Origin of the sequence: Rothia sp. L_38 (assembly GCF_050689125.1) — a bacterium.
In the GTDB taxonomy this organism is placed as follows: Bacteria; Actinomycetota; Actinomycetes; order Actinomycetales; family Micrococcaceae; genus Rothia.
Genome location: NZ_JBOEQD010000003.1, coordinates 192,739 through 217,713 on the forward strand (window position 1 = coordinate 192,739; position 24,975 = coordinate 217,713).

Genomic DNA, 24,975 nt, shown 5'->3' on the forward strand with positions numbered 1-24,975 from the left:
TAGCACCTAGCGGCAGGCCCCTGCCCTGTTGGGTAGCATAGAAGGTCAGTGTGTATCCGCCGAATTCGAGAGGCTTTCGTGGCAATGAGCAGCGTGGTAAGTATTAGCAGCCTAAAGGGCGGCGTAGGCAAAACATCGGTCGTGCTGGGGCTGGCGTCCGCTGCTCAGGCAAGCGGGCTCCGCACCCTCGTCATCGACCTCGACCCCCACGGGGATGCCTCAACCGGCCTCGGCGTAAACACCGCTGAAGGCACCGACATGGGCACCATTTTGCTCGCCCCTTCGGATTATTCCCTGGCGGACGAGCTCGCCCCCGCTTCGTGGGCCGCCCTCGGCAGCCTTGGTAACGCCTCCCGCACCGGGCTGGACGCAGGCACCTGGGTTGGGCGCGCGTCCGCCCGTCTCACTGCCCTAGAGCAGCTCGACTCAGCCACCCTGCTCCCCCGCCTGGCAGACCTCCTTGAGCCTGTGCGCGAGAGCTTTGACCTGATTCTCATCGACTGCCCGCCCACCCTGGGCCGTCTCACCGAGATGGCTTGGGCTGCCTCTGACCGGGTGCTGTCTGTCGCTGAGCCCTCCCTCTTCTCTGTCGCGGGCTCCGAGCGCACCCTGCGCGCCATTGCCCGCTTCGAAGCCAATACCCCCTATGCCGTGGAGTCGGCCTCTATCGTGATTAATAAGGTACGCGCAGGCAACCCCGAACACGACTACCGCATCGAGGAAATGAAGGTGCTCTTTGGCGACCTGGTCGCCGAGACTATCCTGCCCGAGACGCACCTGCTCCAGCGCATTCAGGGGTCCGCCTACCCCGTGCACTACTGGCCTGAAGAAGAAGCCCAGGCGCTCGCCAGCGCCTTCACCGCGCTACTGGCAGGCCTACTCGATGTAGCTACGGAATAAGACGTATAGGGGGCGCAGGCTCACAGCGAAGCTGTTGGCGCGGGGCTGGCGTGAATCGCCCGTGAGCGTCAGCGAACCGGCGAGAGGGTCGACAGCGAGCGTGAGCCTGCGCCTCTAGACGCAACTACCCCTCCTTCGCATCTGCGAGGCGGGGTAGTTTTCTATGTTCTTTAGGCGCCGACCTTGCGGGCTCGGCGGGCTGAAAGTTCGTCGTGGATCTCGGTCTCTGCCTGGATTTCCTGGGCGGTGCTTTCGCCGGGCAGTTCACTCAGCGATACTTCCAGTTCGCGCCAGACACGGCCGATAGCAATGCCGAAGACGCCCTGGCCGGCCTGCACCAGGTCAATTACCTCAGAGGCCGAGGTGCATTCGTAGACCGAGGCACCGTCGGACATAAGGGTGATTCCGGCAAGATCCTCAACGCCGCGGGAGCGCAGGTGGTCGACCGAGGTGCGAATCTGCTGGAGAGATACGCCGGTATCAAGCAGGCTCTTAACGATTTTGAGTACGAGCACATCGCGGAAAGAGTAAAGACGCTGGGAGCCAGAACCCTGGGCTGAGCGGACGGTGGGCTCCACCAGGTGGGTGCGGGCCCAGTAGTCGAGCTGGCGGTAAGTAATGCCTGCTGCCTTACAGGCGGTGGGGCCGCGGTAGCCCAGGTTTTCATCAACCAGGGAAACAGGGTCGTCAAAGAGGACGCCCTGCTCACCCACCGGTGAGGTGCGGGGCATGACATCTTCAAAGCCCAGCAGGGGCTGATCCATGGGGGCAGGTACGCCTCGCAGCGCGGCGGGAGCGCTAGGTTCACCGTTGTACTGTGTCACGGCTTGAGGTTCCTTCCCTTGAACTAATCATGGACTCTCTTATCCTACCTGCCCGGCCACCCTTTTGTCGGTTAATCGGTCGGCAGGGGCACCGGCGTTTTAACGTGGTTCTGGTCATTAAGACAGACCACGTTCACCCGGTGCCCCTCGCGCAAGGGTAGGTGGGGTTAGTCGAAGCTGGGCATACTCCCGGCTACCAGGGCCATGTGCAGGCGGAGCAGCAGCTGGGCAATATCACCGGCGAGTTCGGCCGCACGGGCCTGGGACTCTTCGTCCTTACGCAGGGCCAGGGGGCCCACCGCGGTTTCAACCAGGTCGACTTCGCGGTCGGCAGCGGCCCGGAAGGCTCGCAGGTGGCGCGGGTGCAGGCCGTGGGCGGTGAGCTGGTCGCTCACCCTCGTAACAGCCAGGTCGTACTGGTCGTACTCTTCTTTGTTGTCTGCCAGCAGACCGTAGTTCATGAGCTCACGTAGCAGGGGCATATCGACCCCGGCTGCCTGGCCCAGCTCACGCAGGGTGTAGGTGCGGGCCGGTTCTGCCTCGGCTGCCGGGCGGGCGCTCGGCAGCTCTTCGGCACCCGGCTGCGCGGACGCGTCCGCCCCGCTCCCCTGCCCCTCGGCAGGTTCGCTACCGGGGGCGGGTGCTAGCCCCGCGTCGATGTCAGCCAGGCGCTGGCGGATCACCTTGAGCGGCAGGTACTGGTCGCGCTGCAGCTGCAGCACAAAACGCAGGCGCTCAATATCTTCTTCGGAGTACTTGCGGTAGCCGGTATTGGTACGCTGCGGGCTCACCAGACCCTTATCTTCAAGAAAGCGAATCTTCGAGGCGCTAATGCCCTCAAATTCCCCTTCAAGGGCGCTGAGCACCTGACCGATGGTCTTATTTTTTGCCCCAGCAGTTTCAGCAGAGTGAGCCTGAGCCATGGTTACTGCCCCTGGCCCTGGTAGAAGGCGAAGTGGAACTTGCCGATGTAGATTTCGTCGCCGTTGCGCAGGTAGGCCTCGTCCACGCGGTCCTTGTTGACGTAGGTGCCGTTCAGGGAGTCAGCATCGGTCAGGATGAAGCTGCCCGCGTTGGGGATGAAGAGGGCGTGGCGGCGGGAGACGGTGACGTCATCCAGGTAGATGTCTGACTGGGGGCTACGGCCTGCGATGATGGGCAGGTCAGCGCCATCTTCGTCGGTTTCGGGGTTCAGGAGGAAGCGCGCGCCCTTGAACTGGCCGTCCAGACCAATGAGGACGGCCGACCCGGCGGGCAGGGTTGCCAGCAGGTCGCGTTCTTCGGCGGTGGGGTTATGGGACTGGGATACACCCAGGGCTACCATGGCGATGGTGCTTGTGGGCGGGTGTGCTTCATGCTGGGCCATACGGTCTCGTCCTTATGTCTTCGGGCGGCGGGGCCTACGCCCGTGCTGTGCCTGTGTTCTAAATGTTATGTGTGGTGTGGTGTAAGCGGTTCAAGGTCACGAAATGGTAAACAGTGAACCGTTCGTTTAATCTTAGCCACTTCGCCTCTATTCTGCCCGGTTCGCGCCGTGTTCTCCCACCAAATTTTCCTGTTTTTTACCTAGAGCAAAAGGACCGCCTTTCCCTGCGGAAAAGGCGGCCCTTGCACGGGCTCATAGCGTGGTGCTACTACCGGGTTTTAGGCGATTTCTGCCTCGTAGTCAGCGGCTGAGAGCAGGCCTTCGATGTCTGCGGCGTCGTTGGGGCGAACCTCGATGAGCCAGCCCGCGCCGTAGGGGTCTGAGTTGACGGTTTCGGGGGCATCTGCCAGGTCTTCGTTGACGGCCACGACTTCACCGGCGATGGGAGCAAAGAGGTCAGAGACGCTCTTGGTGGATTCGATTTCGCCGAAGGTTGCTTCTGCGTCGATGGTTTCGCCTACCTCGGGCAGGTCGACGTAGACGACGTCGCCCAGTTCGCTCTGTGCGTGGTCGGTAACACCGATGCGGACGGTGCCATCAGCGGTGAGTTCGCTGACCCACTCGTGCTCTTTGGTGTACTTGAGTTCTGCAGGAACGTTGCTCATCGGAGGTGTCCTTTTCTTTTGTGGGACTTCTGTGGGAGTGCCGATCGAGGTGCGTGAAACTCGACGAGGTGAGCTCCGACGAGGGAGAAGGAGCTCTCACCTAACGATTATATGACACAGGGTACAGGTGCTGGTGGCGGGCGCCACCGAAACGGCCGGGTTTTCTCTTAAATAAAAAGGACGCCCCACCCCACTTCCCTGCGGAGGGGAAGCGGGGTGGGGCGTCCTTACCTAGACCTCTTAGATAACACCCTCAGAGAACTTGTAGGGGTTGCCGAAGCGGTGGGCGGTGATGGAGACTGCCTGCTCGCGGACGAAGGGCAGCATCTCGATGCGGCCGGCTTCGGTAACAGGCTGGAAGTAGACCGCGATGTCGGGGCGGCCGTCGAGTGCCTCGTAGATGCTGGTGGCGTCGCTACCGATGTAGCGGATGCGGGCACCTTCGAAGGTGGTTCCCTCAAGCTGCTTTGAGGGGGTCTTTGCAATCTTGGCCAGCGAAGCACGGTAGGCGGCGTCGCTCTGCTCAACCAAGGTGACACCCGCACCGCGCAGGGCGCCGGCAACAGCTACCGGGATGCTCTGGCCGGTGGAGAACTCGATGGTGGCACCGGCTGCTACACCTGCCAGCAAGACGCGCAGGGCGCGGTCGTGGTCGCCGTCCTCGTCCAGACGCACCTGAACGGTGGTGGGCAGGTAGCGCAGGATGTTGCGCTCAACGCCCAGCTGGCTGGGGTCGTGGCCCACACCGAACTCGGTGGCCCAGGCCTCGGCATCGGAGCTTGCCGCGCGGGCCAGCATGTCGAGGGAACCGTCGTTGGTGGCGGTGGGTTCGCGCAGGGCAGCCAGGATGGAGCGGACGCCCGCGTGTGAGGGGGCGGTGGTGGCGGTGGACTCTGCGGTCTCCCAGTCGGAGAGGGCAACCAGGTAGTTGGGGCCACCGGCCTTGGTGCCGGAACCTACGGTTGACTTCTTCCAGCCACCGAAGGGCTGACGCTGCACGATAGCGCCGGTGATGCCGCGGTTGACGTAGAGGTTACCTGCCTGGACCTTGGAGAGCCAGAGTTCCAGCTCGCCGGAGTCAAGGGAGTGCAAGCCAGCGGTCAGACCGTAGTCGGTGGCGTTCTGCAGTTCGATAGCCTCTTCGAGGGTAGCGGCCTTCATGACGCCCAGGATGGGGCCGAAGTACTCGGTCAGGTGGTATTCGCTGCCGGGCTTGACGCCTGCGCGAACGCCGGGTGACCAGAGGCGGCCGGTCTCATCGAGCTGTTCGGGCTTGATGATCCAGGTTTCACCCTCACCCAGGGTGGTCAAACCTCGCTTGAGCTTGCCCTCGGGCTTCTCGATGACGGGGCCCATTTCTGATTCGATGTCCTGGGGGTGGGCAACGTGCAGGGACTTCACGGCGTCAACCAGCTGGTTGTAGAAGCGCTTGGACTCCCCTACCGAACCAACCAGAATCACGGTGGATGCAGCCGAGCACTTCTGGCCTGCGTGGCCAAAGGCTGAGTAGACGACGTCCTTGACCGCCAGGTCGAGGTCGGCATTGGGGGTGACGATGATGGAGTTCTTGCCGGAGGTCTCGCCGAAGAGGGGCAGGTCCTTACGCCAGGATCGGAACATCTCGGCGGTCTCGTAGCCACCGGTCAGAATCAGGCGGTCAACGGCGGGGTGGGCAATCATCTTTGAACCGGCGTCGCGGTCGGTGACCTTGACCAGGCGCAGGGCCTCGCGGGGTACACCAGCTTCCCACAGCACCTCAGCAATGAGAGCACCGATGCGGGCGGTGTTGGAGGCGGGCTTGAAGATAACCGCTGAACCCGCTGCCAGGGCTGAGATAACGCCACCGACGGGGATTGCGGTCGGGAAATTCCACGGCGGGATGACCAGGGTCAACTTAACCGGGTGATGCTGGGCGCCGTCTACCGAGTCGAGGCGCTCTGCCAGCATGGCGTAGTAGTAGGCAAAGTCAACGGCTTCTGAGACTTCAACGTCGCCCTGGTCCAGGGTCTTGCCAGCCTCGTGGGCCATGATTTCCATGAAGTCGCCGCGGCGTACTGCCAGGGCTACCGCTACCTTACGCAGAATCTCAGCACGCTCTGAAGCGGGGCGGGCACCCCACGCCTCGCCAGCTGCCACGGTCTCGGCAACCAGGGTTTCGGCGTCCTCGGCAGAGCCCAGCTCGTTGGCAGCCAGGGTTTCGATACCGATCTGGGTGGTCTTTGAACGCTCCAGGATGGCGCGGCCCCACTCGCGGTTACCGGCCAGGGCAGGGTCGGTATCGGGGGTGTTTTCGAAGGTGCCGTCAGCGGGCTTGAAGACGTTCTCTTCGGTTTCTTCCAGACGGTTCTGGGTGCGCTGCGGGGGCTGTACCTCGTCGGTGACCTCGTTCAGGGAGCGCAGGAAGCGGTTCTTCTCGCGCTCAAAGAGAGCGGGTGAAGAGTCTAGGTCGAAGACCGCGCTCATGAAGTTCTCACTGGAGGCATTCTCTTCCAGGCGGCGAACCAGGTAGGAGATAGCGACGTCGAACTCTTCGGGGCGCACTACGGGGGTGTAGAGCAGCAGGTGACCTACGCGCTGGCGGATAACCTCGGCCTGCTGGGATGCCATGCCGATGAGCATTTCGAACTCGATGTCCTTTTCAACACCGCGATCTTCTGCCAGCAGCAGGGCGAAGGCTACGTCGAAGAGGTTGTGGCCGGCAACGCCCAGGCGGATGTTCTTGGTGTGCTCGGGCTGCAGGGCGTAGTTGAGGATGCGCTTGTAGTTAGTATCTGAGTCCTGCTTGGAGTCGCAGGTGGTCAGGGGCCAGCCGTGTACTGCCGCTTCGACCTTTTCCATGGAGAGGTTGGCACCCTTGACCAGGCGGACCTTAATACGGGCACCGCCGGCCTCAACACGCTTGGCGGCCCATTCCTGCAGGCGCTGCATGGCAGCTAGAGTATCGGGCAGGTAGGCCTGGAGTACGATACCGGCTTCTAGGTTCTTCAGGTGAGGCTGGTCCAGGATCTTGGTGAAGACCTCGATGGTCATGTCCAGGTCCTTGTACTCTTCCATATCCAGGTTGATGAACTTCTGGGCAGGAGAGTTAGCGGCCAGCTCGTAGAGGGGGGTCAGGCGGCGGACGGCTTCGTCCACGACTTCCTCAAAAGCCCAGTGGGAGTGGGGGCCAGAAACGGAGGAAACCTTGATGGAAACATAGTCGACGTCGTCGCGGGCCAGCAGGCGCTTGGTTTCGGTCAGGCGTCGCTCTGCTTCGCGGTCACCGAGCACAGCTTCGCCCAGCAGGTTGATGTTGAGCTTGTTGCCGCTTGCGGTCAGGTGCTTGATAGCAGGGCCCAGCTTTTCGTCGCGGGCATCGACAATTAGGTGGCCAACCATCTGGCGCAGGACGGTGCGGGCGATGGGCACGGTGGGCCAGGAGGCTTTCGCGGCCAGCTTGCCACCTAGGCCTACGGCGCTCTTCATGTACCAGGGCAGGAAGGAGGGGACGATGGGGGCGATACGGCCCAGGTTCTTACCGGCCACTGCCTGGTTTTCGGGGCGTACTACGCCATCGACGAAGCCTACGGTAAATTCCAGGCCGTTGGGGTCTTTGAGCACGCCTGCCAGCTTCTCTGCTGCGGGATCGGCGGGGATGTTCTGGGCTTCTTTGACCCAGTCGGCGACGAGCTGGACGGCCTGGTCAGCTAGCTGCTGGTGGTGGGTATCGCTAAAAGGCTGTGCCAAGGGTGGTACCTCCTGCTAGCCCGCGCGGGGGCGGGGTGAACTTTGTGTCTTGTTATCCATTTCACCATCTTTGGGTGTAAGTTACACTATTAGAAAAAATGAATATTATTTAGGCAGTATGTTTAGTTCTGCTAACCTGTATTCGTGACGCTTTCCACCCCGCAACCAGGAGTGCACCATGTACGATTTGCGCCGTCTGGCCATGTTGCTTGAGATTCATGAGCGCGGCACATTGGCCGCAACAGCCAAGGCCCTGCATCTGACGTCCTCTGCTATTTCCCAGCAAATTACGACGCTGGAAAAAGAAGTGGGCACTCCCCTGCTGCGTAAGGTGGGTCGCCGGGTGGAGCTGACCACCGAGGCCCTGATTTTGGTGGAAAGCACCCGCAATATTTTGAAGGAGCTGGACGCCGCCCGCACCCGCATCACCCTCTTGGAGGGGGTGCCTGCCGGGCAGGTGCGGCTGGCGATTTTCCAGTCGGCCGCCAAGGCTCTGCTGCCGGGCGCACTGGCCCATCTTGCGGAGCATGCCCCGCAGGTACAGTTGCATGTGGTTCAGATTGACCCGGAGACCGGCCTATCCCTGACTCGCAGCAGGGAGTTTGATCTTGTGATTGCTGAGTCTTACCCCCACCACTACATTCCCGAGTACCCCGAGCTCACCTCCGAGCTCCTCACCGAGGACGCCCTCAACCTGGTGGTTGCCGCAGGTTCTGAGGTTGAGAACTTGGACAACGCCGCCCGTCTTCCCTGGGTTTTTGAGGGTGAGCACAACACCTCCCGCATCTGGGGTATTAACCAGTGCCGGGCTGCGGGATTTGAGCCGCAGGTACGCTACGTGATTGATGATTTGAACACCCACCTACAGCTAGCAGCGGGTGGTGCGGCGGCCATTATGCCATCATTTGCGCTGCCTGCCGCTGGTAGCGAGTTGGAAAGGGCACACGGGGTGAAGGCCATTCCTCTGCCAGGTGCCCCCTACCGCGAGATTTATGTGGCTACCCGTACCGAGAGCACAGGCCAACCCACTATTAGGGCGGTGAAGGACGCCCTGCAAACAGCGGTGGCCACTCCCCCGCATCTGGACCCAAAAAGAAGGCAGTAAAACACATGTTCACCCTTTTTTCAGTTGCAGAGACCCCCATCGCCCAAGATTTTTCCCTTGACCCCACCGTACTGGCTGAAGTAGCTGACACTCCATGCCTAGGGCGCTTACTCTCTTCCCATGTACTTGAGGTTGAATCTCTGAGTTATTTGGGTAGCCAAGCCCCCACCGCGGCAATGGAAAACCTGGGACCTGCCCTTCGCTATTCCATAGAACGGCGGATTTGCCTCTGGCTCGGTCTTGTAGATGTAAATGACCTACCCCGTATCCAGGCTATTCTTGGTGACTCCTGCCAAGTAGCGGGCCCAGAAGTCAGCCCACCTGAGAGCTGGAAACACCGTCTACCTACAAGCTCCAGCGTCCAGCCCATCGCCGTCAGCCCCCAGCGACTCCTGCGGATCCTCCTAGCCCCCTCCAGCCCCCTCCAAGAATGTACCCTGCGGCACCTTGAAGGCATCGACCCCAAACGTATAGCCAGGTCAGAACTCCTTGAGCTGCAGAGCAAGGGAATCCCCATGGTTCCCCGCTCCCTACCATTCCGGCTAGCCCATTCACCGATAGTGTGGGCCTACGCCCTGATCATGCTCTATTCGGCATGCCGGGCAATTCCGGTGGCCTTCCTGCCAGGTTTCCAGGGCAACATATGGATACTGTGGGGCCTAGACGTCGGCGGGGCCCTCCCCTATGCCTGGGGTGTCATTGCCATGTTTACCGCCCAAAAGGTCCTGGTACGCCTTGCCGCCCTCGTCCTTGCGCTTATTACCTTCCTGGCCCCCTATGCCTATTTCTGGTCCGCTGGCCAACACTACCCTTTCTATGTCAATGTCATTGTGGCCTGCATTATCACCTGCGCGGTAGGATTTGAAGTTTTCCGATATATACGCGAAAAACGGGTGCGGGCCCGAGTAGCTCAGGCAGGCGCTCCCCCTTTTCACCGATAACTGCGGTGGGTGCTTATCCTAGTCAGCCAGTTTTCTGGGCTGCTCTGCACCGAAGAAGGTCCGCCAGGCACAGGTGACAACGAACCAGCCCCCGCTGATCCAAAAAGCCACCAGCAACCAGAAGGGTTTTGCGGGGGCAAGGGCAATGAGGGCAGCCGTTGCTGCAATCCAAACAGTGATAGCTGCGATGTTAATACCCATAAACCTCTTCACACGGAAAGGATGGGTGTAATAGGTGGGGGTCAGGGTCAAGACGGCCAGGAGGACGATAGCAATGATATTGAAGGTGGCACCGGTGCCCATAATAAACATCACGGCAGCAACGATATTCCAGGCTGCGGGGAACCCAACGAAGTAGAAATCGCTGGATTTCCACTGTTCGTTGGCGTAGCAAAACATGGAAGAGGTCAGAACCAGAATAACGAGGGCCAAGGCCACAGGCTGCGGGCCGAGTGGTAGGGCAAGGTACATGAAGAGGGCAGGGATGAAGGTCCAGGTGAGGTAGTCGACGGCGATGTCGACGATTCCTCCGTCAAACCAGGGGATGACGTCCTTAACCCGGGCCTTACGGGCCAGGGTTCCGTCAACAGCGTCAACGACTAAGGCAATGCCCAGCCACAGCCACATAGCGGTGTAGTCCCCTTCTATGAGGGCGATCCCGGCGAGGGTTGCCCAGGCGAGGCCTGTGAGAGTGAAGGCGTGGACGAGCCAGGCGGCTAGTCGCTGTTTGGCGGTTGGCATGGTTGCCCTTTCTGGCGTATGAAGTGGCTGCTGAGGTCTAAGGGTCGGTCTCTACTGTAGCTGTTTTTGGTCCCGACCCTCAGCGTCCAGTGCCCACTTTTCTTTCGAATGTCTGTAAGATTTTCGGACGTTCGAAAGAAAGGCGGGCAGCTGAGGCCAGTGTTGGTAGCTGGCACCGCCGCCAGAAGAAAAGCCTAGAGAAGCCTTTCTGCCAGGTCTGCCTCTACCACCAGGTCGGTGATCGCGCCGGTGGCTAGGGCGGCCCGCAGGGCAACTGCGCGGTGGCGGCCAGCAGCCGCGCACACGCGTCGTCCTATCTTTACCAGCTCCGCAGGAGTGGGGCCCGTCGCCCGCTGATTCACCGCCAGATCAGCCCAAGTGCCATCCTCCCGCAGCAGCACCGTGCACATATCCCCCACAATGCCCTGCCCCTGTAACTCCCGCATCTGCTCACCGTCAAAATAGCCACCGCTATAGACGTGCGACTTCACCTCGCCGCCAAAAGCACCCACGCCAAACAGGGCAATATCAGCCTGCCGCTGCACCGCCAGCACACCACGAATCGACCGCTCCCGCCACATAGCGGCCTTCGTATCAGCAAAATCAAAGAAGGCAGGCACCGGGAAGTGCACCATCTGCGCGCCGTAGGCGGACGACACCTGCCCCAGGATCGCACCCGAATACGGGATGCCCGTCTGCACGGCATTGCCCGCCCCGTTGAGCTGTACCACCGTCACCCCGGTCAGGGGTCGTTTGGGCAGGAACTGGGCTACCTCGGTCACCGTAGAGCCCCAGGCGACGCCCAGGGTGGTGCCGGGCACCATGAGAGAGTCCACCAGGTTAGCCGTGGCGATAGCCACCCGGCGCATGCGGGCCTGCTCGGTCGCATGTTCAGGGGCCCGAACCACAGTAGCCCGCACCCGATAAAGATCGGCAAGCCGCTTTTCCAGGGGATCAGATCTATAGGCCTTCTCGTTGATCTGGATGGTCACAACCCCGGTTTCACGTGCCGTTTTAAGCAAGCGCGATACCGTGGGCCGCGACACCCCCAGCCGGCTAGCAATGGCCGCCATGGTCTGGTGTTCCCGGTAGTAAAGATGGGCTGCCTCCACCACCTGATTCTGACTTTTGTTCATCATCTCTCAATACTAGATGAAATTTTGTTCATACAGCTGGCCTAATCTGCACCGGGTAGTTGAAATAGTTACCAAGACATTAACCAGGCAACCCGTCGCAAGGAAGATCCCCATGACTGCCACCTTCACCACCCAATCCCACCTCTCAGCAGAAACCCGCACCCAGGCCCTAGCCGCCATGACCGATGAAGCGGGCGTCGACGTCCTCGTCATCGGCGGCGGTGTCACCGGGGCAGGCATCGCCCTGGACGCCGCCACCCGTGGCCTGCGCACCGCCATCGTCGAGGCAGGCGACTGGGCGGCAGGCACCAGTGCCTGGTCCTCCAAGCTCGTTCACGGCGGCCTGCGCTACCTCTACAACCTCGACTTCAAGCTGGTAGCCGAAGCCCTCAAGGAACGCGGCCTGCTCCTTGAGCGCACCGCCCCCCACCTGGTCAAGGCCCAGCCCTTCCTCTGGCCCCTCAAGATGCCCGTTATCGAACGCGCCTACTCAGCTGTGGGTATCGGTATGTACGACACCATGGCCTTCGCTGGGGCTGGCGGCCACCGCACCGTGCCAGCCCAGCGCCACTTCACCAAGGAAGGCACCAAGAAGGTTTTCCCCGGTATCAAGGACTCCGCCTTCACCGGCGCCATTCAGTTCTACGATGCCCGCGTGGACGACGCCCGCCTGGTCATTGACCTCGTCCGCACCGCCGCAGGCTACGGCGCTCTGGCAGCCTCCCGCACCCAGGTCACCGCTATTAACAAGGACGCCGCCGGGCGAGTCACCGGCGCCCAGATCGTAGACCTTGAAACCGGCGACGAGAAGACCGTCAAGGCCGCCCATATCATCAACGCAACCGGCGTGTGGACCGAAGAATCAGAGTCCATGGCAACCAAGGAGCAGGGCCTGAAGGTGCTGGCTTCTAAGGGCGTGCACATCACCGTGCCCCGCGACCGTATCAAGGCAACCAGCGGTATCTTCACCAAGACCGAAAAGTCCGTGCTCTTCATCATCCCCTGGCAGCGCTACTGGATCATCGGTACCACCGATACCCCCTACACCGAGGACCGCGAGCGCCCCGTCGCCACCAAGGCTGACATCCGCTACGTGCTCGACCAGGCCAATAAGCTGATTGCCGATGAGCTGACCGAGGCCGATATTATTAGCTCTTACGCTGGTCTGCGCCCCCTGCTGCAGCCGGTGGCTAAGAAGGGTGAGAATGCCGCATCGACCAAGGTGTCGCGTGAGCACACCGTCATGGAAATCGCCCCGGGTATGAGCGCTATTGCCGGTGGTAAGCTGACCACCTACCGCGTGATGGCTGAGGACGCCGTGGACTTCGCCCTGGGCGACCGCGCTAAGACCCTGCCCTCTGTCACCGAGAACATTAAGCTGGTCGGTGCTGAAGGTTATGAAGCTTTGGCTGCCCGCGCCGATGCGCTGGCCGCTGAGAACGGCTGGGATGCTGCCCGCGTGGAGCACCTGCTGGAGCGCTACGGCGCTGAACTGGTCGACGTGATCTCCCTGATTCAGGAAGACCCTTCCCTGGGTACTCCCCTGGCGCAGGCCCCCCAGTTCCTGCGGGCCGATGTGGCCATGGCCGTGCGTGCCGAAGGTGCCCTGCACCTTGAGGACGTGCTGGTGCGCCGCGTCCGCCTGGATCTTGAGGCTACCGACCGCGGCCTGTCCGCCGCCGACGAGATCCTTGAGATCATGGCCGCTGAACTCGGCTGGGACGAGGCCACCGTGGCCCGCGAAAAGGCGATTTACGCCGAGCGGGTTGAGGCTATCGCCGCAGCTGAAACCCATACCGAGGACGCAGACGCCGCGGCTGAGGTTCTCGGGGCAACCCACGTGGCTCCCCGACGTCCTGTCACTACTCTCCACTAAAACATCATTAATCACTAACAACCGCCGGGTGCCCGTTTCGGGCACCCGGCCCGCACAGAAAATACGAGGTCAACGATGAGCTCACTACTGGTAGCTGGCGCTGAAGCTAGCGTCCAGGCAAGCGCCCTTATCTCAGCAGACGGCAATGCGACCCTGCTCGGCGCTTTTGTTTCTGAAGTTATCGGTACCGGCATTCTGATTCTGCTGGGTGCTGGCGTGTGTGCCGCAGTTACCCTGCCCAAGTCAGCCGCTAAGAACACCGACTGGCTGACCATCGCCTTTGGCTGGGGTTTTGCGGTTTTCGCGGCCGTTTATATGTCTGCCCCTTCAGGTGCTCACCTCAACCCCGCTGTTACCCTGGGTCTTTTGATTTCCGGTGGTGACTTTGCCCCCGGCATCGCCCCCACCGTTGGTAACTTCTTCGTTTACGTAGCAGCCCAGATGATTGGCGCCTTCCTGGGTGCCTGGGGTGCCTATCTGGTGTACAAGAAGCACTTTGACGAGGCTGAGCCCGGAACCACCAAGGGTATCTTCTCCACCGGCCCCGCCATTCGCTCCTACGGCTGGAACACCCTGACCGAAGCTTTCGGCACCTTCGTCCTGGTGGGCTTCGTATTGGCTTCCGGCAGCACCCCCTCGGGCCTCGGCCCCCTGGCTGTAGCCTTCATCGTTGTCGCTATCGGTCTTTCTCTGGGTACCCCCACCGGTTACGCCATCAACCCCGCCCGCGACCTCGGCCCCCGCATCGCCCACGCCCTCATGCCCATCAAGGGCAAGGGCTCCTCTGATTGGGCCTACGCCTGGGTTCCCGTTGTTGGCCCCCTCATCGGTGCCTCCGCAGCCGCAATCCTCGTCCCCGCCCTGCTGGTCTAAGCCGAGCACCGGCGTCCGCGCCCTAAACTAAAGACAACCCCTTACCGCGCCAAAGACGGCGCGCACACGAAAAGAGAAAAACCATGTCACAGCTCCCCGAGCGTAAGAAGTACGTCCTTTCCATCGACCAGGGCACCACCAGCTCCCGAGCCATTCTCTTCACCAAGTCCGGTGAAATCAAGAGCGTCGGCCAGCACGAACACGAGCAAATCTTCCCCAAGGCCGGCTGGGTTGAGCACGACCCCATGGAAATCTGGGAAAACGTGCGTCAGTCCGTGGGTGAAGCCCTGACCAAGGCAGAGGTCAACCACCACGAAATCGCAGCCGTCGGCATCACCAACCAGCGTGAAACCGCCGTCGTCTGGGACAAGAACACCGGTAAGCCTGTCTACAACGCCATTGTTTGGCAGGATACCCGCACCCAGAAAATCTGTGACGAGCTCGGCGGCGAAGAAGGCCCCGGCAAGTACCACGACATCGTTGGCCTCAACCTGGCCACCTACTTCTCAGGCCCCAAGATCAAGTGGATCCTCGACAACGTCGAAGGTGCCCGCGAGAAGGCAGAAGCAGGCGACCTGCTCTTCGGTAACACCGACACCTGGGTCCTTTGGAACCTGACCGGCGGTGTTGAGGGCGGTGTGCACGTCACCGACGTCACCAACGCTTCCCGTACCCTGCTGATGAATATCAAGACCCTGGAATGGGACGAATCCATCGCAGCCGACATGGGTATTCCCATGAGCATGCTGCCCGAGATCAAGTCCTCCTCCGAAGTCTACGGTCACGGCCGCTCCAAGGGCCTGCTCAACGGCACCCCCATCTCAGGTATTCTGGGCGACCAGCAGGCAGCCACCTTCGGCCAGGCCTGCTTCGAAAAGGGCATGGCCAAGAACACCTACGGCACCGGTAACTTCATGCTCATGAACACCGGCAACAAGCCCGTTATCTCAGAAAACGGCCTGCTCACCACCGTGGCCTACAAGCTGGGCGACGCCGACCCCGTCTACGCCCTCGAAGGCTCCGTAGCGGTCTCCGGCTCCCTGATCCAGTGGCTGCGCGACAACCTCAAGATGATCGACAACGCCGCCGAGTCAGAAGAACTGGCCACCAGCGTTGAGAACTCCGGTGGCGCCTACGTCGTCCCCGCATTCTCCGGCCTCTTCGCTCCCCACTGGAAGTCAGATGCCCGCGGCGTCATCGTTGGCCTGACCCGCTACGTCAACCGCGCCCACATCGTCCGCGCTGCTCTTGAAGCAACCGCTTTCCAGACCCGCGAAGTGCTGGACGCTATGAACGCCGACGCCGAGGCAGCCGGCACCAAGGTTTCCCTGGAGGAACTGCGCGTGGACGGCGGTATGACCGCCAACGAGTTCCTCATGCAGTTCCAGGCTGACCTGCTGGGCGTGCCCGTCATCCGCCCCAAGGTCATTGAAACTACCGCCCTGGGTGCCGCCTACGCCGCCGGTATCGCCGTTGGCTTCTGGGACGGCGAGCAGGACGTCATCGACAACTGGTCCGAAGACAAGCGCTGGGAACCCCAGATGGACAAGGACGAGGTCGAGCGCCAGTACCGTCTGTGGAAGAAGGCTGTCTCTAAGACCCTGGACTGGGTCGATGAGGACGTCGAACAGGACTAAGCACCCGGCTCAACTAGACTCTAGCGTTAGGCAAGCTGTCTTGAGCTGAAACGATAGCCCTGCATCGTCACCTACCGGTGAGGTGCAGGGCTATTTGTATGCCGCCAAACTAGACTAAATACATGACCTACCACGCCCATACCCTTACCCCGCTGGGTGAAATGATTTTGGCCTCCGACGGCCAAGCCCTCACCGGTGCCTGGTTTACCGGCCAGGCCCACTTCCCCAAGCAGGAGGACCTGGGGCATCGCATTGAGGTGAGCGACTGTGAGGTGCTGACCGATGCCCAGGCCCAGCTGCTGGAATACTTTGCCGGGAAACGGACCGTTTTTGAGCTGCCGATTGCTCCTGACGGCACCGATTTTCAGCTGGCGGTGTGGGCGGCCCTGCGCGAGATTCCCTACGGCTACACCACCACCTACGGGGCTATTTCCAAGATTGTGGGGCCGGGTGCCCCGGCTCAGGCGGTTGGCCAGGCCGTGGGCCGTAATAAGGTCACCATTTTTATCCCCTGCCACCGGGTGGTAGCCTCAGACGGCAAGCTCACCGGCTACGCGGGCGGGCTGGAACGTAAAGAGTTTCTGCTGGCCCTCGAAGAGCCCAGCGCCGAGGTTGAAGGACGGCTCTTCTAATGACCGATACCCGGGTAGGTACCGACGGGCTAGCGCGCCCGGTCTGGGCCGCAGACGATGGTGATATGCAGGCCTATTACGATACCGAGTGGGGTGTGCCCGTCACCGACGAGCAGGGAGTCTTTGAGCGCCTCTGCCTCGAAGGTTTTCAGGCCGGGCTCTCCTGGCGCACTATCTTGACCAAGCGCGAGGCCTTCCGCGAGCTCTTTGAGGGCTTTGAGGTTGAGAAGGTTGCGGCTTTCACCGAGGACGACGTGGAGCGGCTAGCTGCGGACGCCCGCATTATTCGCCACCGCGGCAAGATTCGCGCAGCTATCGGCAACGCCCAGGCAACAGTCGCCCTGCGGTCGGTCGGCTGCGTGACGGCTCCCGGCGGAGCCGCCATCGACCTAGCGGCGCGGACGCTTGCGGCAGGCCAGCAGGTTGAGGCAGGTTTACCCGCCCTCATCTGGTCTTTCATGCCCGAGCGCACCCCGACCCCGGCCGTCCTCTCCGATATTCCCACCCAGGATGAGAACTCCCTGCTTCTCTCTAAAACCTTGAAGAAGTTGGGCTTTAAGTTCATCGGGCCCACCAGTGCCTACGCCATGATGGAAGCTATCGGCGTGCTCGATACCCACCTGGTGGTCTCCCACCGCCGCGGCATCTCAGGCCTGTGGAGCGAGGACGGCACGCGGCGAAACTGAAACTCCGTATGCGGGGAGCCAGATTCAATGGCCAAGCAAGCTTCTAGAACATCAGTTATAAGGACCCATGAATCGTGAACCGTTCAAATGCATCATGTGAGTTGGCTCTTCAGCAATCCAGGCTTCGGTCTCCCACGCCAAATCAGCAATAAACCTCCGAAGCGTTGCGCGGTCTGGGAAACAAGAAACATATACCAGCCCCGCAGAAGTCTGTGAAAATAGAGATTCGAGCTCTGAATAACGCCAATGGTCGACAGGGCCGTGCGTTGAGCATGCCTCTATAAGAAACAGCCAATGTTTATCGGGCTGATACACGATAAGATCCGGCATTTTTCCATGTTCCGGGAGTTCGATACCTAGCTCACGAAGCCGTTCCCTATCGTATGTGCCTTCCTTACTATCAGCATCGCCGATATAGAGAACCTGAGCGTCAGGAATGAACTGAGGGCAAAAGTCTGTGATGATCTTTTCAATCAGCTGGTTTTGCCCGCCTCGCTTTAACGAGACCTTTTCCCCTTGCGGCAGAGTTATGCTAAATCTCGACCGCTCTCTAGCTTTAGCGTACTTATCGGTAAGAACGACCTTGGACTTTAGATATTTTTCTATTATTTTTCCACTGCTATCGCCCTGGTAGGAGCGGACGACTGCGAGCGCTTCATCAGAAAGACGGTAAACATTTTTTGATGAATTTGTGGGTCTTTCAGGGTCATCATCATTATGTAGACAAAACCCCGCTTCAACGAACTGCTTCAGCACAAATCGTCTAATAGTTTCTCGCGTATTTTCAGCAACCTGAAAATCTAGCTCCTGCCGCATCCAGTCCATAATCGAGCGGACACCCATGCGAGGGTTGCTTGCTTCGGCCCAGTCTTGCTCAAAATTAAGCTGGGCTAAAGCTAGAAGGGTTCTTGCGGCCATTACGTTAGTGCGCTGCCTATCAAACCCTAGCGTAGTGAGAAGTTTTTGTGCGTCGTTAAGCTGCGGCATGCACTTTGTCCTTGTCGCCTAGCACTTCGTATACAGCTGCATCGGGGTCAAGCCCGGTGCGCGCTATATCTCTTAGTTGCTGTGTCGAAGGGTAGGGCATCATCCGTAAATCGGTAGCGTTCACCTGAGTATGGCCAGAGAAAATACGAAAGTATCTATCGACGTAGCTTGAGTTCAGCCACAGTGTTAGCCCTAGAGCTAAATCTTGCGAAAGCCCCTCCCCCTGACTGTGAAAGTAATTGGTCTTATTATCAAAAGCAGCCTTCTCTTTCGACGACCAGATCGCTGCTGTAACTCTACGTTTTTCTTCTTTAGCGCTAAAACGTTTAACCAGCACAAAAATACCAGGGGCAACAGTGTTTTTATCTTCTGTTGTTGTTTGGTAATACTGAGGTTTCTTCAGATCTGCTTTCGGGTGCTGCAGATTTCCTGCTGTAAAATGCGCTGGATATACCAAGGGAACAGTTAGTTTATTCGGCTTGAGTTGAAGTTTATCTTTATTCCTAAAGTCAACAACTTTTCCAGTTGACACTTGCAGTCCAATATCGCTGAGGTGATGAGTAGCCCGTGCCATCCAAGCGATAATCTCTTCATCTTCTTGATGGGCAGGAACAAAGATTACTCCCTGCGACTCAACTGCTTCTCTAGCAACGGTTCGGGTCTTGGTTTCTTGCCCTTGCGCTACTGAGCTGCTAATCAGCACGTGTTCGGTTGGCAGCTTATTCTCGAACTTAGTGATGACCGATTCTTGAAGTACTCCGGTGTCTTTAAATACTTCTTTCCGAGACTTAAAGGTATGGATATGGGTAAGTGAGCAGGTACGATGCAGAAGCTCTCGGTACTGTTGAAAATAGGGACCGTTCATCCATGAGCGGGGAGTAATAGCGATAAGCTGCCCATCAGGTGAAAGCATCTGTGCGCCAAGGGCAACAAATGCAGCATACAAGTTAGGAACATTTACATCGTGCACTCTCAGATGCTTTGCTTCAGCGCTTGACGCAGCTATCTTCGCATAAGGGGGATTCATGATGACCACGTCAAAGTCCTGCTCCTGTGGGTCTCCCGAGCTCATAAGATCCTGGTACGCCCAATACACAAAATCTTGCTGCTGGACGGTGTAGGTGAAATCTCCCAGGTGAGCCTCAGCATCAGCAAGAGCGGCTTCAAGAGTTGCTAACAGCGAAGGGTCTTTTTCGATAGCTACAACGTGGATAGGCATCTGGGGTAAAGCTTCTCGGATACGTTGACCTGCTGCAATGGCCAATACGCCAATACCTGCACCGGGATCAAGAATTCTGATTTCTTTTTTCTCTGCTAATGGTGAGACGTCTACCAGGTCTGCCATAATTTCCGCTACCGCAATGGGCGTGAAGAACTGCTCAAATTCACTCAGATTTTCTAGACCTATGCGCTGAAGCGTTGAGGTGCGTACATTTTCTGTACGTTGAAGCAGTGTATTCATGTATCAGGCCCTCTAGTTGGTGCAGTAGGTCAAGCTGAGATAGTTCTGGTGACCGTTCTTAAAGTCTACTGAACTGCTTCTTTATCTGTATAGGAGCTGCCGAGAGCTAACCTGCGTAGGCTTCACCCCGTGTCCAGCTAGAACCTATGAGCCCCGCACATAGGCTACGGGGCTCATAGCTTATCAAGCTGAATTTTATGAGGAGCGACGAGAACGTACGACGGTGGTTCCGCCTCCAATCACCAGTAGCAGGGCACACAGGCCTACAGCTACCAGGCCCGGGGCGACGCCGGTTGAGGCAAGCTGACCTGTTGAAGGCTTTGATTGTTCTTGGAGCGCCTGTGTCTTTGCACTGCTTGTAGCTTGTTCTGCAGAACCTACAATCTGAGGTGCGGCAGTGGTATTCGCCGTAGCCCCTGTGCCCCCGGAGGAGGGTCGAGGCAGGGCAGCCTGCTGTTCAGACCTAGAGCTAGCCGAAGTGCTAGGGGCAGGTGCCGGAGCAGCAAGAGTAGCTGAGGCTGATGGCTCAGGGTCGCGCGCCGCCTCAGGGCTGGGCTCCTGGGTTGCTTCGGGTATAGGGGTTTCGGTTGTTTCGGGAGCTGGCTCTGGTGTTGTTACGGGGTCAGGAACCGGTTGAGCAATGGGTGTTTCGTCAATCTCGTCGCTGGGATTTGGAGACTCTTCGGGTAGAGGCTCTTCAGCGTCTAGGGCGTCCTCGGCTGCGTCCTGGGCAAGAAGGTCTTCTAGCTTTTCGGGGTTAGTCTCATTGATTTCGCCCCAGGCGGGGTCTGCCACATCGGTTCGACTAATTCCGCTCAGGCAGCTCCAGTCATCAAAGAGGTTGTACTGGAGCCGCAGGCTGGTCAGGCTGGTATTTTCTTCCCAGACTTTCATAGGGCAAGGGTCGCCAATGAAGTTGTTGCGAAGATCAACGCTTTCAATGGTTTCTAGGGTAGTGAGGGGGTCGACCGACGTAATTCGGTTATGGCGCAGGGACAGCGTGCGCAGATAGGGAGTAGTTGAGAAAGAGGTTCCGCTCATATCGCTCACGCGGTTGTTATCTGCCCGCACAGTGTAGATATGGTAGGGCAGGCCTTTCAGACTGGTGAGACGGTTATTATTCACCGAGAGAGTCTGCAAATCAGTTAGCTCTGTGAGAGAGTCAATAGTCCTGATTTTGTTGTTGTCAGCGGTGATGCTTTGTAAAGAAGTCACCTTGGCTAAAGGGGCCAAAGACCTTACCTGATTATGCGAAATATCGATGCTGTGCAGCTTGGTAAGACCGGATAGAGGGGAAAGGTCTTCTACCGCGTGATAGGGAATGCGCAACCAGCTGAGGTTACGGGCATGCTCAAGGCCGGTCAGGTCTTTAATTTTTTGCTCTTCAGGTACGTTGTAGCCAATGCAGGGTACCGTCTGGAGCTGCTGCAGTACCTTGTTGACGATAGCCGTTTCTTCGGGGATACCCAGGGTTGAGAAGATGCAGCTTCGCAGGGTGGGGTCAGGAACATTAACTTCGAAGGTTTCTTCATCAGGATCAATCAGGGGCGGACGGTAGAAGGGGTCCTCGTAGCGGTCGGGAAACAGCTTCCAGAAGATAGGGAGAGGACGCTCAGGCGCCTGGGGGTCGCCGGTATAGATTTCAAAGGTGGCGACAAAAGGCGCACCTTTATCGCCGGAGTAGAAGCCGACGATGCGTTCTGAGAGCTGGGTAATCACCGGGGTATGTGAGTAGACCAGCAGAGTATTGCCGCGAATTTCCCAGGCTAAATCGGGGAGGTCTGCGATGGCTTCTTGGGTTGCGTTTGCGGGGCCTGTGCCTGCCATGGTGTTAGCGGTTGAGGCATCGACAAGAAGTTGTTTTGTGGCGAAATCAATAGTCAGGTTTTTGAAATGTACATCGAGGTAGCCGTCGTATTTGCTCCAGTGCACGTGGCCGGTGAAATGGAGTTTGACGGGGTTCTCGGGGTCAAAGGTTTGGCCGGGTTTTGCTTGCCATTCGATGTCTTTAGTACCGGCTACTAGACCTGCGCCGTCGAGAAAGTTTTCTGAGCTAGCCCCCAGATAGCTCCGCCAGCTATTGACGTAGTTCCAGTTGGCGCTACCTGCTACCAGGCGGTTTTCTTCCGAGGCTGGCAGGCTATCAACGCTAGCAAAGGTGGCGGGTAGGTCAGTAGCAGTGGGTGTGGCACTGGCGGTGGGAGCTGCGGCTCCGCCCATAATGAGCGCCGTAGTGAGAGCGGTTGTAGCGAGTAGTGGCTTCACGTCAGTCGTCCTTGATGAGGTGGTGTGTAGGGAGAACACCAGCAGCCCATTACGTTTTACTTAGGGCTACCTTATAAATAAGTTTGGGTGCCTAAATATAATAATGAGGTAGGCCAAAACAAGACAAGGCCACCAGGGCAATTAAGTTATATTTTTATAACCTATTTATGATGAGTCACTGGCGCTTCATCTCCGCAGGCATCTATTCACTCCCCTGTGCGAAGATAGGAGCTATGACTTCCACTTTCCCTCCCGCCTCAGCTCCCACCGCCTGCGTCTGGATTAACGGTGATGCCGCCGAGGCTGCCACCTACTATGCACAAGCCCTGCCGCTGACTGCGTCCGCCCCGGCTCCCGGTATGGGCACCCTCAGCATAGACGGCACCGACCTGCTCCTGCTGGGAGCGGACGCCCGCGCCAAGCTACTGAGCATGGGCAAGATAGATTTGAACCAACTGTAGAGAGCCTATGAACCTGCTCGCTTACGCTCAGAAGCACCTGCACGACACTCCGCAGGAGCGTCCGCTCACCCACGTTGACCTCTGCCTGCTCAATGAGCTGGCCTACCTCCCCCTCGATGCGGTTGCCGAGCACCATGCCGGGTTTGCCTACGGGCTAGGTGTGGCGCAGATTTACCAGGAGTTCTACAGCGACAGCGAGCTGCGCGCCAACTGGTTCTTGGCTACCGCCCAGCGGCTGCAGCTGCTTAAGCTGGTGGCGGCGTCCGCCCGCTTTGCCGGGCTCAAGTTCTACCGTTATGAGGCGCAGCAGGACGACGCAGAGCAGGTTCAGTTTGCGGCTCTCACCCTGGTGCTCCCCGGGGTGCTCAAACAGGTCATCTTTCGCGGCACCGACGATACGCTGACCGGCTGGAAAGAGGATTTTCATCTGGCTGCCCGGCAGCAGATCCCAGCCCAGGCACTGGCGGTTGATTACCTCTCACGTGCCCTGGCCCGGGCGCCGAAGACGCCCCTGTATGTCACCGGCCATTCTAAGGGCGGGCACCTGGCTGTACACGCAGCCAGCATGCAGAGCGAGCAAGCCCAGAATCGTATTGACGAGCTAATCACCTTTGACTCCCCCGGCTTTGTGCCCGACTTTCTCGACCACCCCGGCTACCGGCGTACCCTGGGTAAAACGGTGGAGTATATTCCGGTCGACAGCATCGTGGGCCGTCTGATGTTCAAGCAGGGCAGCCCGCAGGTGGTAGCCAGTAGCTTCTTCGGTCTGGTTCAGCATTCCATTTTTAACTGGCATGCTGATACTCGGGGGCGCTTCATGCTAGCTGAGCACCCCACGCCCGCCAGCGACCGGGTTGAGACGGTCACCCGGGCCTGGCTAGAGTGCCACTCCCCCGAAGAGGTGCAGCAGGTGGTGGATATTTGTTTTGGCCTAGCCATGGATGAGGGCTACACCAGCCTGCTAGCTATTAGCCAGAACATTGTGCCCTTCATCCAGCTCATGCGCGCTAAAGCCCAGGAGCTTGACCCCGAAACCTACCAGCTAGTGCAGGGCGCCCTCGATGATTTCTTGGTCTTGTGGCGCCAGACCCGCAGTGAGCAGCGGAAGGCGAGCGGGAGCGTCCTTAAAATAGCTAGGCCCCGGCTTCTTCCCACCGTGCGGGTGGGGAGCCGGGACCTGGCTGATTTATTCTCTACTGAGCGGGGCGGACGCCTGCCCTAGCTGACGGTGACGCGCACGCCGGTCTTGGGGCGGGTCAGCATCTGAGTCATGCTGAAGGTGGTATCTTCGGCGTCTTCAGAGATAGTGACATTATCTGCTGAGAGCGCTGCGATGGTGGAGGACAGCGCAGCCACCGCGATTTTCTCGCCGGGGCAACGGTGACCGGTGAGCACATCGCCGCCGCCCTGGGGAATGAAGCCCTTGATCGCTTCATAGTCGGGCTGGTCGAGGAAGCGCTGGGGGTCGAAGCTGGTGGCGTTCTTCCAGAGCTGGGGTGAGGTGTTGGTGCCCAGAATGTCCAGCAGGACGCGCTGGCCCTTCTGAATCGGGCAGCCCGAAAGTTCTGTATCTTCTTTGACCATGGCGGGGAGCATGGGAACGAAGGGGTACTTGCGGCGGGTTTCCTGGGCGAAAGCAACGGCTTCAGGGATGTTAACTAGGCGACCGTCGGCGTCTTCCACTGCCTTCTTGACCTTAGCAGCCCACTCGGGGTTCTCGACCATAGCGACGGCTGCGAAAGCGGCGAAGCGGGAGACAGCCACGGTGGGGCGGGTAAGGTTCTGCAGCTCAATACCGGCCAGCTTGGCAGTGACCAGCTCGCCCTTTTCGTCGCGCAGGTCAGCCATGTGGCGTACTACCGAGTCGGGTTCGACGGTCAGTTCGCCGGAGCGCACCTTTTCGATGAGATCTTCGGCCCAGGCATCCAACTTCTTGCGGTCGATCCAGGAGAGCACGTTCTGCTTGAGCTCACCGAAGGTGTCGAGCAGGTGGCTCATCTGGGTAGCGCGCTTGTTGAGCTCGCGGTCGGACGCGGGCACCCCGGCCCAGCGGAAGGCGGCGCGACCGTAGGCTACAGCAACATCGTCGTAGATGTTACCGGGGTTGGTCTTCCAGCGTTCAATAAGGGCCTTCATTTCTTCTTCAACGAAGCCCTTGAAAGCCTCAACGCGCTCGTCGGCGTAGGCCATTTCAGCCATCTTGGCCTTACGAACCTTGTGGGCTTCACCGTCGAGGGTGTGAACGGCGCCTTCGCCAAAGAGGGGGCCCTGGATTGCTGCGGGCATGGCGCCTCCACGGCTAATCTTGGACTCGTCGTAGAAGAAGTCCACGGCTTCTTCGCCGCGAATCAGGGTTGCGGTGCCACCCAGAGCGGAGAAGGTGACGGGGCAGTGAGACTCTGCGGAGACCCCGGCCTTGCGGCGCTGGTGCGACATAAAGAGGTAGCCCTGCTTGATGAAGCTGGGCAGCTGGTCATTCAATAGGTTTTTTACGGGTGTGATGCTCATACCAACAGTTTACTTTCTTTCAGCGGGTATTTAGACCAGCTGGTCAGGCGTGCCGCCCACCGTTTAACCTGCACTAGCTACCCTAAGGCTGCACTGGTTGAGAACTTACGAGAAATATCTTTTCTGGGAGTTTGTTTCGGGTAAGCTGAACACCACACACCACGCTACTCACCGGGAGCAATCA

General features: G+C 59.3%; 21 protein-coding genes. 10 read left to right on the plus strand and 11 right to left on the minus strand.

Annotation, left to right across the window (positions count from 1 at the left end):
- Nucleotides 1-84 precede the first annotated feature (84 nt).
- Nucleotides 85-900: a ParA family protein gene (locus ACRCJM_RS03430; protein ID WP_431463846.1), complete on the plus strand. Its 816-nt coding sequence runs from the start codon at nt 85-87 to the stop codon at nt 898-900.
- A gap of 170 nt (nt 901-1,070) precedes the next feature.
- Here the strand turns inward: ACRCJM_RS03430 and ACRCJM_RS03435 are convergent, their stop codons facing one another.
- From ACRCJM_RS03435 to ACRCJM_RS03455, 5 genes are all read right to left on the minus strand, one after another.
- Nucleotides 1,071-1,664 carry a MerR family transcriptional regulator gene (locus ACRCJM_RS03435; protein WP_431463847.1) on the minus strand — a complete coding sequence of 198 codons (594 nt, stop codon included), beginning with the start codon at nt 1,662-1,664 and terminating at the stop codon, nt 1,071-1,073.
- 227 nt (nt 1,665-1,891) lie between these two features.
- Entirely contained in the window at nt 1,892-2,647 is a 756-nt protein-coding gene (ftsR, locus tag ACRCJM_RS03440) for a transcriptional regulator FtsR (protein ID WP_237185454.1), read from the minus strand.
- A 2-nt stretch (nt 2,648-2,649) separates the two neighbouring features.
- Nucleotides 2,650-3,090 (minus strand): FHA domain-containing protein, encoded by a 441-nt coding sequence (locus ACRCJM_RS03445; protein WP_237185455.1) that lies wholly within the window; start codon nt 3,088-3,090, stop codon nt 2,650-2,652.
- 278 nt (nt 3,091-3,368) lie between these two features.
- Nucleotides 3,369-3,755: a glycine cleavage system protein GcvH gene (gene gcvH, locus ACRCJM_RS03450; RefSeq protein ID WP_135011394.1), complete on the minus strand. Its 387-nt coding sequence runs from the start codon at nt 3,753-3,755 to the stop codon at nt 3,369-3,371.
- Between the two features lie 240 nt (nt 3,756-3,995).
- On the minus strand, nt 3,996-7,481 hold the full coding sequence (locus ACRCJM_RS03455) for a proline dehydrogenase family protein (RefSeq protein WP_431463808.1): 3,486 nt from the start codon (nt 7,479-7,481) through the stop codon (nt 3,996-3,998).
- A 178-nt stretch (nt 7,482-7,659) separates the two neighbouring features.
- Here ACRCJM_RS03455 and ACRCJM_RS03460 point away from each other — a divergent pair, with 178 nt between their 5' ends.
- Together ACRCJM_RS03460 and ACRCJM_RS03465 are read left to right on the plus strand one after the other, a co-directional pair.
- On the plus strand, nt 7,660-8,586 hold the full coding sequence (locus ACRCJM_RS03460) for a LysR family transcriptional regulator (RefSeq protein WP_431463809.1): 927 nt from the start codon (nt 7,660-7,662) through the stop codon (nt 8,584-8,586).
- 5 nt (nt 8,587-8,591) lie between these two features.
- Entirely contained in the window at nt 8,592-9,527 is a 936-nt protein-coding gene (locus ACRCJM_RS03465; protein ID WP_237185459.1) for a hypothetical protein, read from the plus strand.
- An 18-nt stretch (nt 9,528-9,545) separates the two neighbouring features.
- On the opposite strand, the gene ACRCJM_RS03470 is transcribed toward ACRCJM_RS03465, so the two are convergent.
- Together ACRCJM_RS03470 and ACRCJM_RS03475 are read right to left on the minus strand one after the other, a co-directional pair.
- Complete coding sequence (locus tag ACRCJM_RS03470; RefSeq protein ID WP_237185460.1) at nt 9,546-10,268, minus strand: CDP-alcohol phosphatidyltransferase family protein; 723 nt, start codon at nt 10,266-10,268, stop codon at nt 9,546-9,548.
- 194 nt (nt 10,269-10,462) lie between these two features.
- Entirely contained in the window at nt 10,463-11,407 is a 945-nt protein-coding gene (locus ACRCJM_RS03475) for a sugar-binding transcriptional regulator (protein WP_336603681.1), read from the minus strand.
- A 109-nt stretch (nt 11,408-11,516) separates the two neighbouring features.
- On the opposite strand from ACRCJM_RS03475, the gene ACRCJM_RS03480 reads away from it, so the two are divergent.
- From ACRCJM_RS03480 to ACRCJM_RS03500, 5 genes are all read left to right on the plus strand, one after another.
- On the plus strand, nt 11,517-13,280 hold the full coding sequence (locus tag ACRCJM_RS03480) for an FAD-dependent oxidoreductase (RefSeq protein WP_431463810.1): 1,764 nt from the start codon (nt 11,517-11,519) through the stop codon (nt 13,278-13,280).
- A 75-nt stretch (nt 13,281-13,355) separates the two neighbouring features.
- Nucleotides 13,356-14,153, plus strand: coding sequence for an MIP/aquaporin family protein (locus ACRCJM_RS03485; protein ID WP_237195255.1), 798 nt, complete (start codon nt 13,356-13,358; stop codon nt 14,151-14,153).
- Nucleotides 14,154-14,236: 83 nt separating this feature from the next.
- On the plus strand, nt 14,237-15,790 hold the full coding sequence (glpK, locus tag ACRCJM_RS03490; RefSeq protein WP_237195254.1) for a glycerol kinase GlpK: 1,554 nt from the start codon (nt 14,237-14,239) through the stop codon (nt 15,788-15,790).
- Between the two features lie 122 nt (nt 15,791-15,912).
- Nucleotides 15,913-16,422: a methylated-DNA--[protein]-cysteine S-methyltransferase gene (locus ACRCJM_RS03495; protein ID WP_431463811.1), complete on the plus strand. Its 510-nt coding sequence runs from the start codon at nt 15,913-15,915 to the stop codon at nt 16,420-16,422.
- Nucleotides 16,422-17,108, plus strand: a complete 687-nt coding sequence (locus tag ACRCJM_RS03500; protein WP_431463812.1) for a DNA-3-methyladenine glycosylase I — start codon at nt 16,422-16,424, stop codon at nt 17,106-17,108. The genes ACRCJM_RS03495 and ACRCJM_RS03500 overlap by 1 nt, the downstream gene beginning before the upstream one ends.
- 51 nt (nt 17,109-17,159) lie before the next feature.
- On the opposite strand, the gene ACRCJM_RS03505 is transcribed toward ACRCJM_RS03500, so the two are convergent.
- The 3 genes from ACRCJM_RS03505 to ACRCJM_RS03515 form a co-directional block, all read right to left on the minus strand.
- Complete coding sequence (locus tag ACRCJM_RS03505) at nt 17,160-18,095, minus strand: BsuBI/PstI family type II restriction endonuclease (protein ID WP_237185467.1); 936 nt, start codon at nt 18,093-18,095, stop codon at nt 17,160-17,162.
- Nucleotides 18,082-19,557, minus strand: coding sequence for an Eco57I restriction-modification methylase domain-containing protein (locus ACRCJM_RS03510; protein ID WP_431463813.1), 1,476 nt, complete (start codon nt 19,555-19,557; stop codon nt 18,082-18,084). The genes ACRCJM_RS03505 and ACRCJM_RS03510 overlap by 14 nt, the downstream gene beginning before the upstream one ends.
- A gap of 195 nt (nt 19,558-19,752) precedes the next feature.
- Nucleotides 19,753-21,822, minus strand: coding sequence for a leucine-rich repeat domain-containing protein (locus ACRCJM_RS03515; RefSeq protein ID WP_431463814.1), 2,070 nt, complete (start codon nt 21,820-21,822; stop codon nt 19,753-19,755).
- Between the two features lie 233 nt (nt 21,823-22,055).
- Between ACRCJM_RS03515 and ACRCJM_RS03520 the strand changes: the two genes are divergently transcribed.
- The gene (locus ACRCJM_RS03520) at nt 22,056-22,283 is read left to right on the plus strand and encodes a VOC family protein (RefSeq protein ID WP_237185470.1); all 228 of its coding nucleotides are present in this window, start codon (nt 22,056-22,058) and stop codon (nt 22,281-22,283) included.
- 7 nt (nt 22,284-22,290) lie between these two features.
- The gene (locus tag ACRCJM_RS03525) at nt 22,291-23,505 is read left to right on the plus strand and encodes an Mbeg1-like protein (RefSeq protein WP_431463815.1); all 1,215 of its coding nucleotides are present in this window, start codon (nt 22,291-22,293) and stop codon (nt 23,503-23,505) included.
- Here ACRCJM_RS03525 and ACRCJM_RS03530 read toward each other — a convergent pair.
- Complete coding sequence (locus ACRCJM_RS03530) at nt 23,502-24,791, minus strand: cytochrome P450 (RefSeq protein ID WP_431463816.1); 1,290 nt, start codon at nt 24,789-24,791, stop codon at nt 23,502-23,504. The genes ACRCJM_RS03525 and ACRCJM_RS03530 overlap by 4 nt on opposite strands.
- Nucleotides 24,792-24,975: the final 184 nt, after the last annotated feature.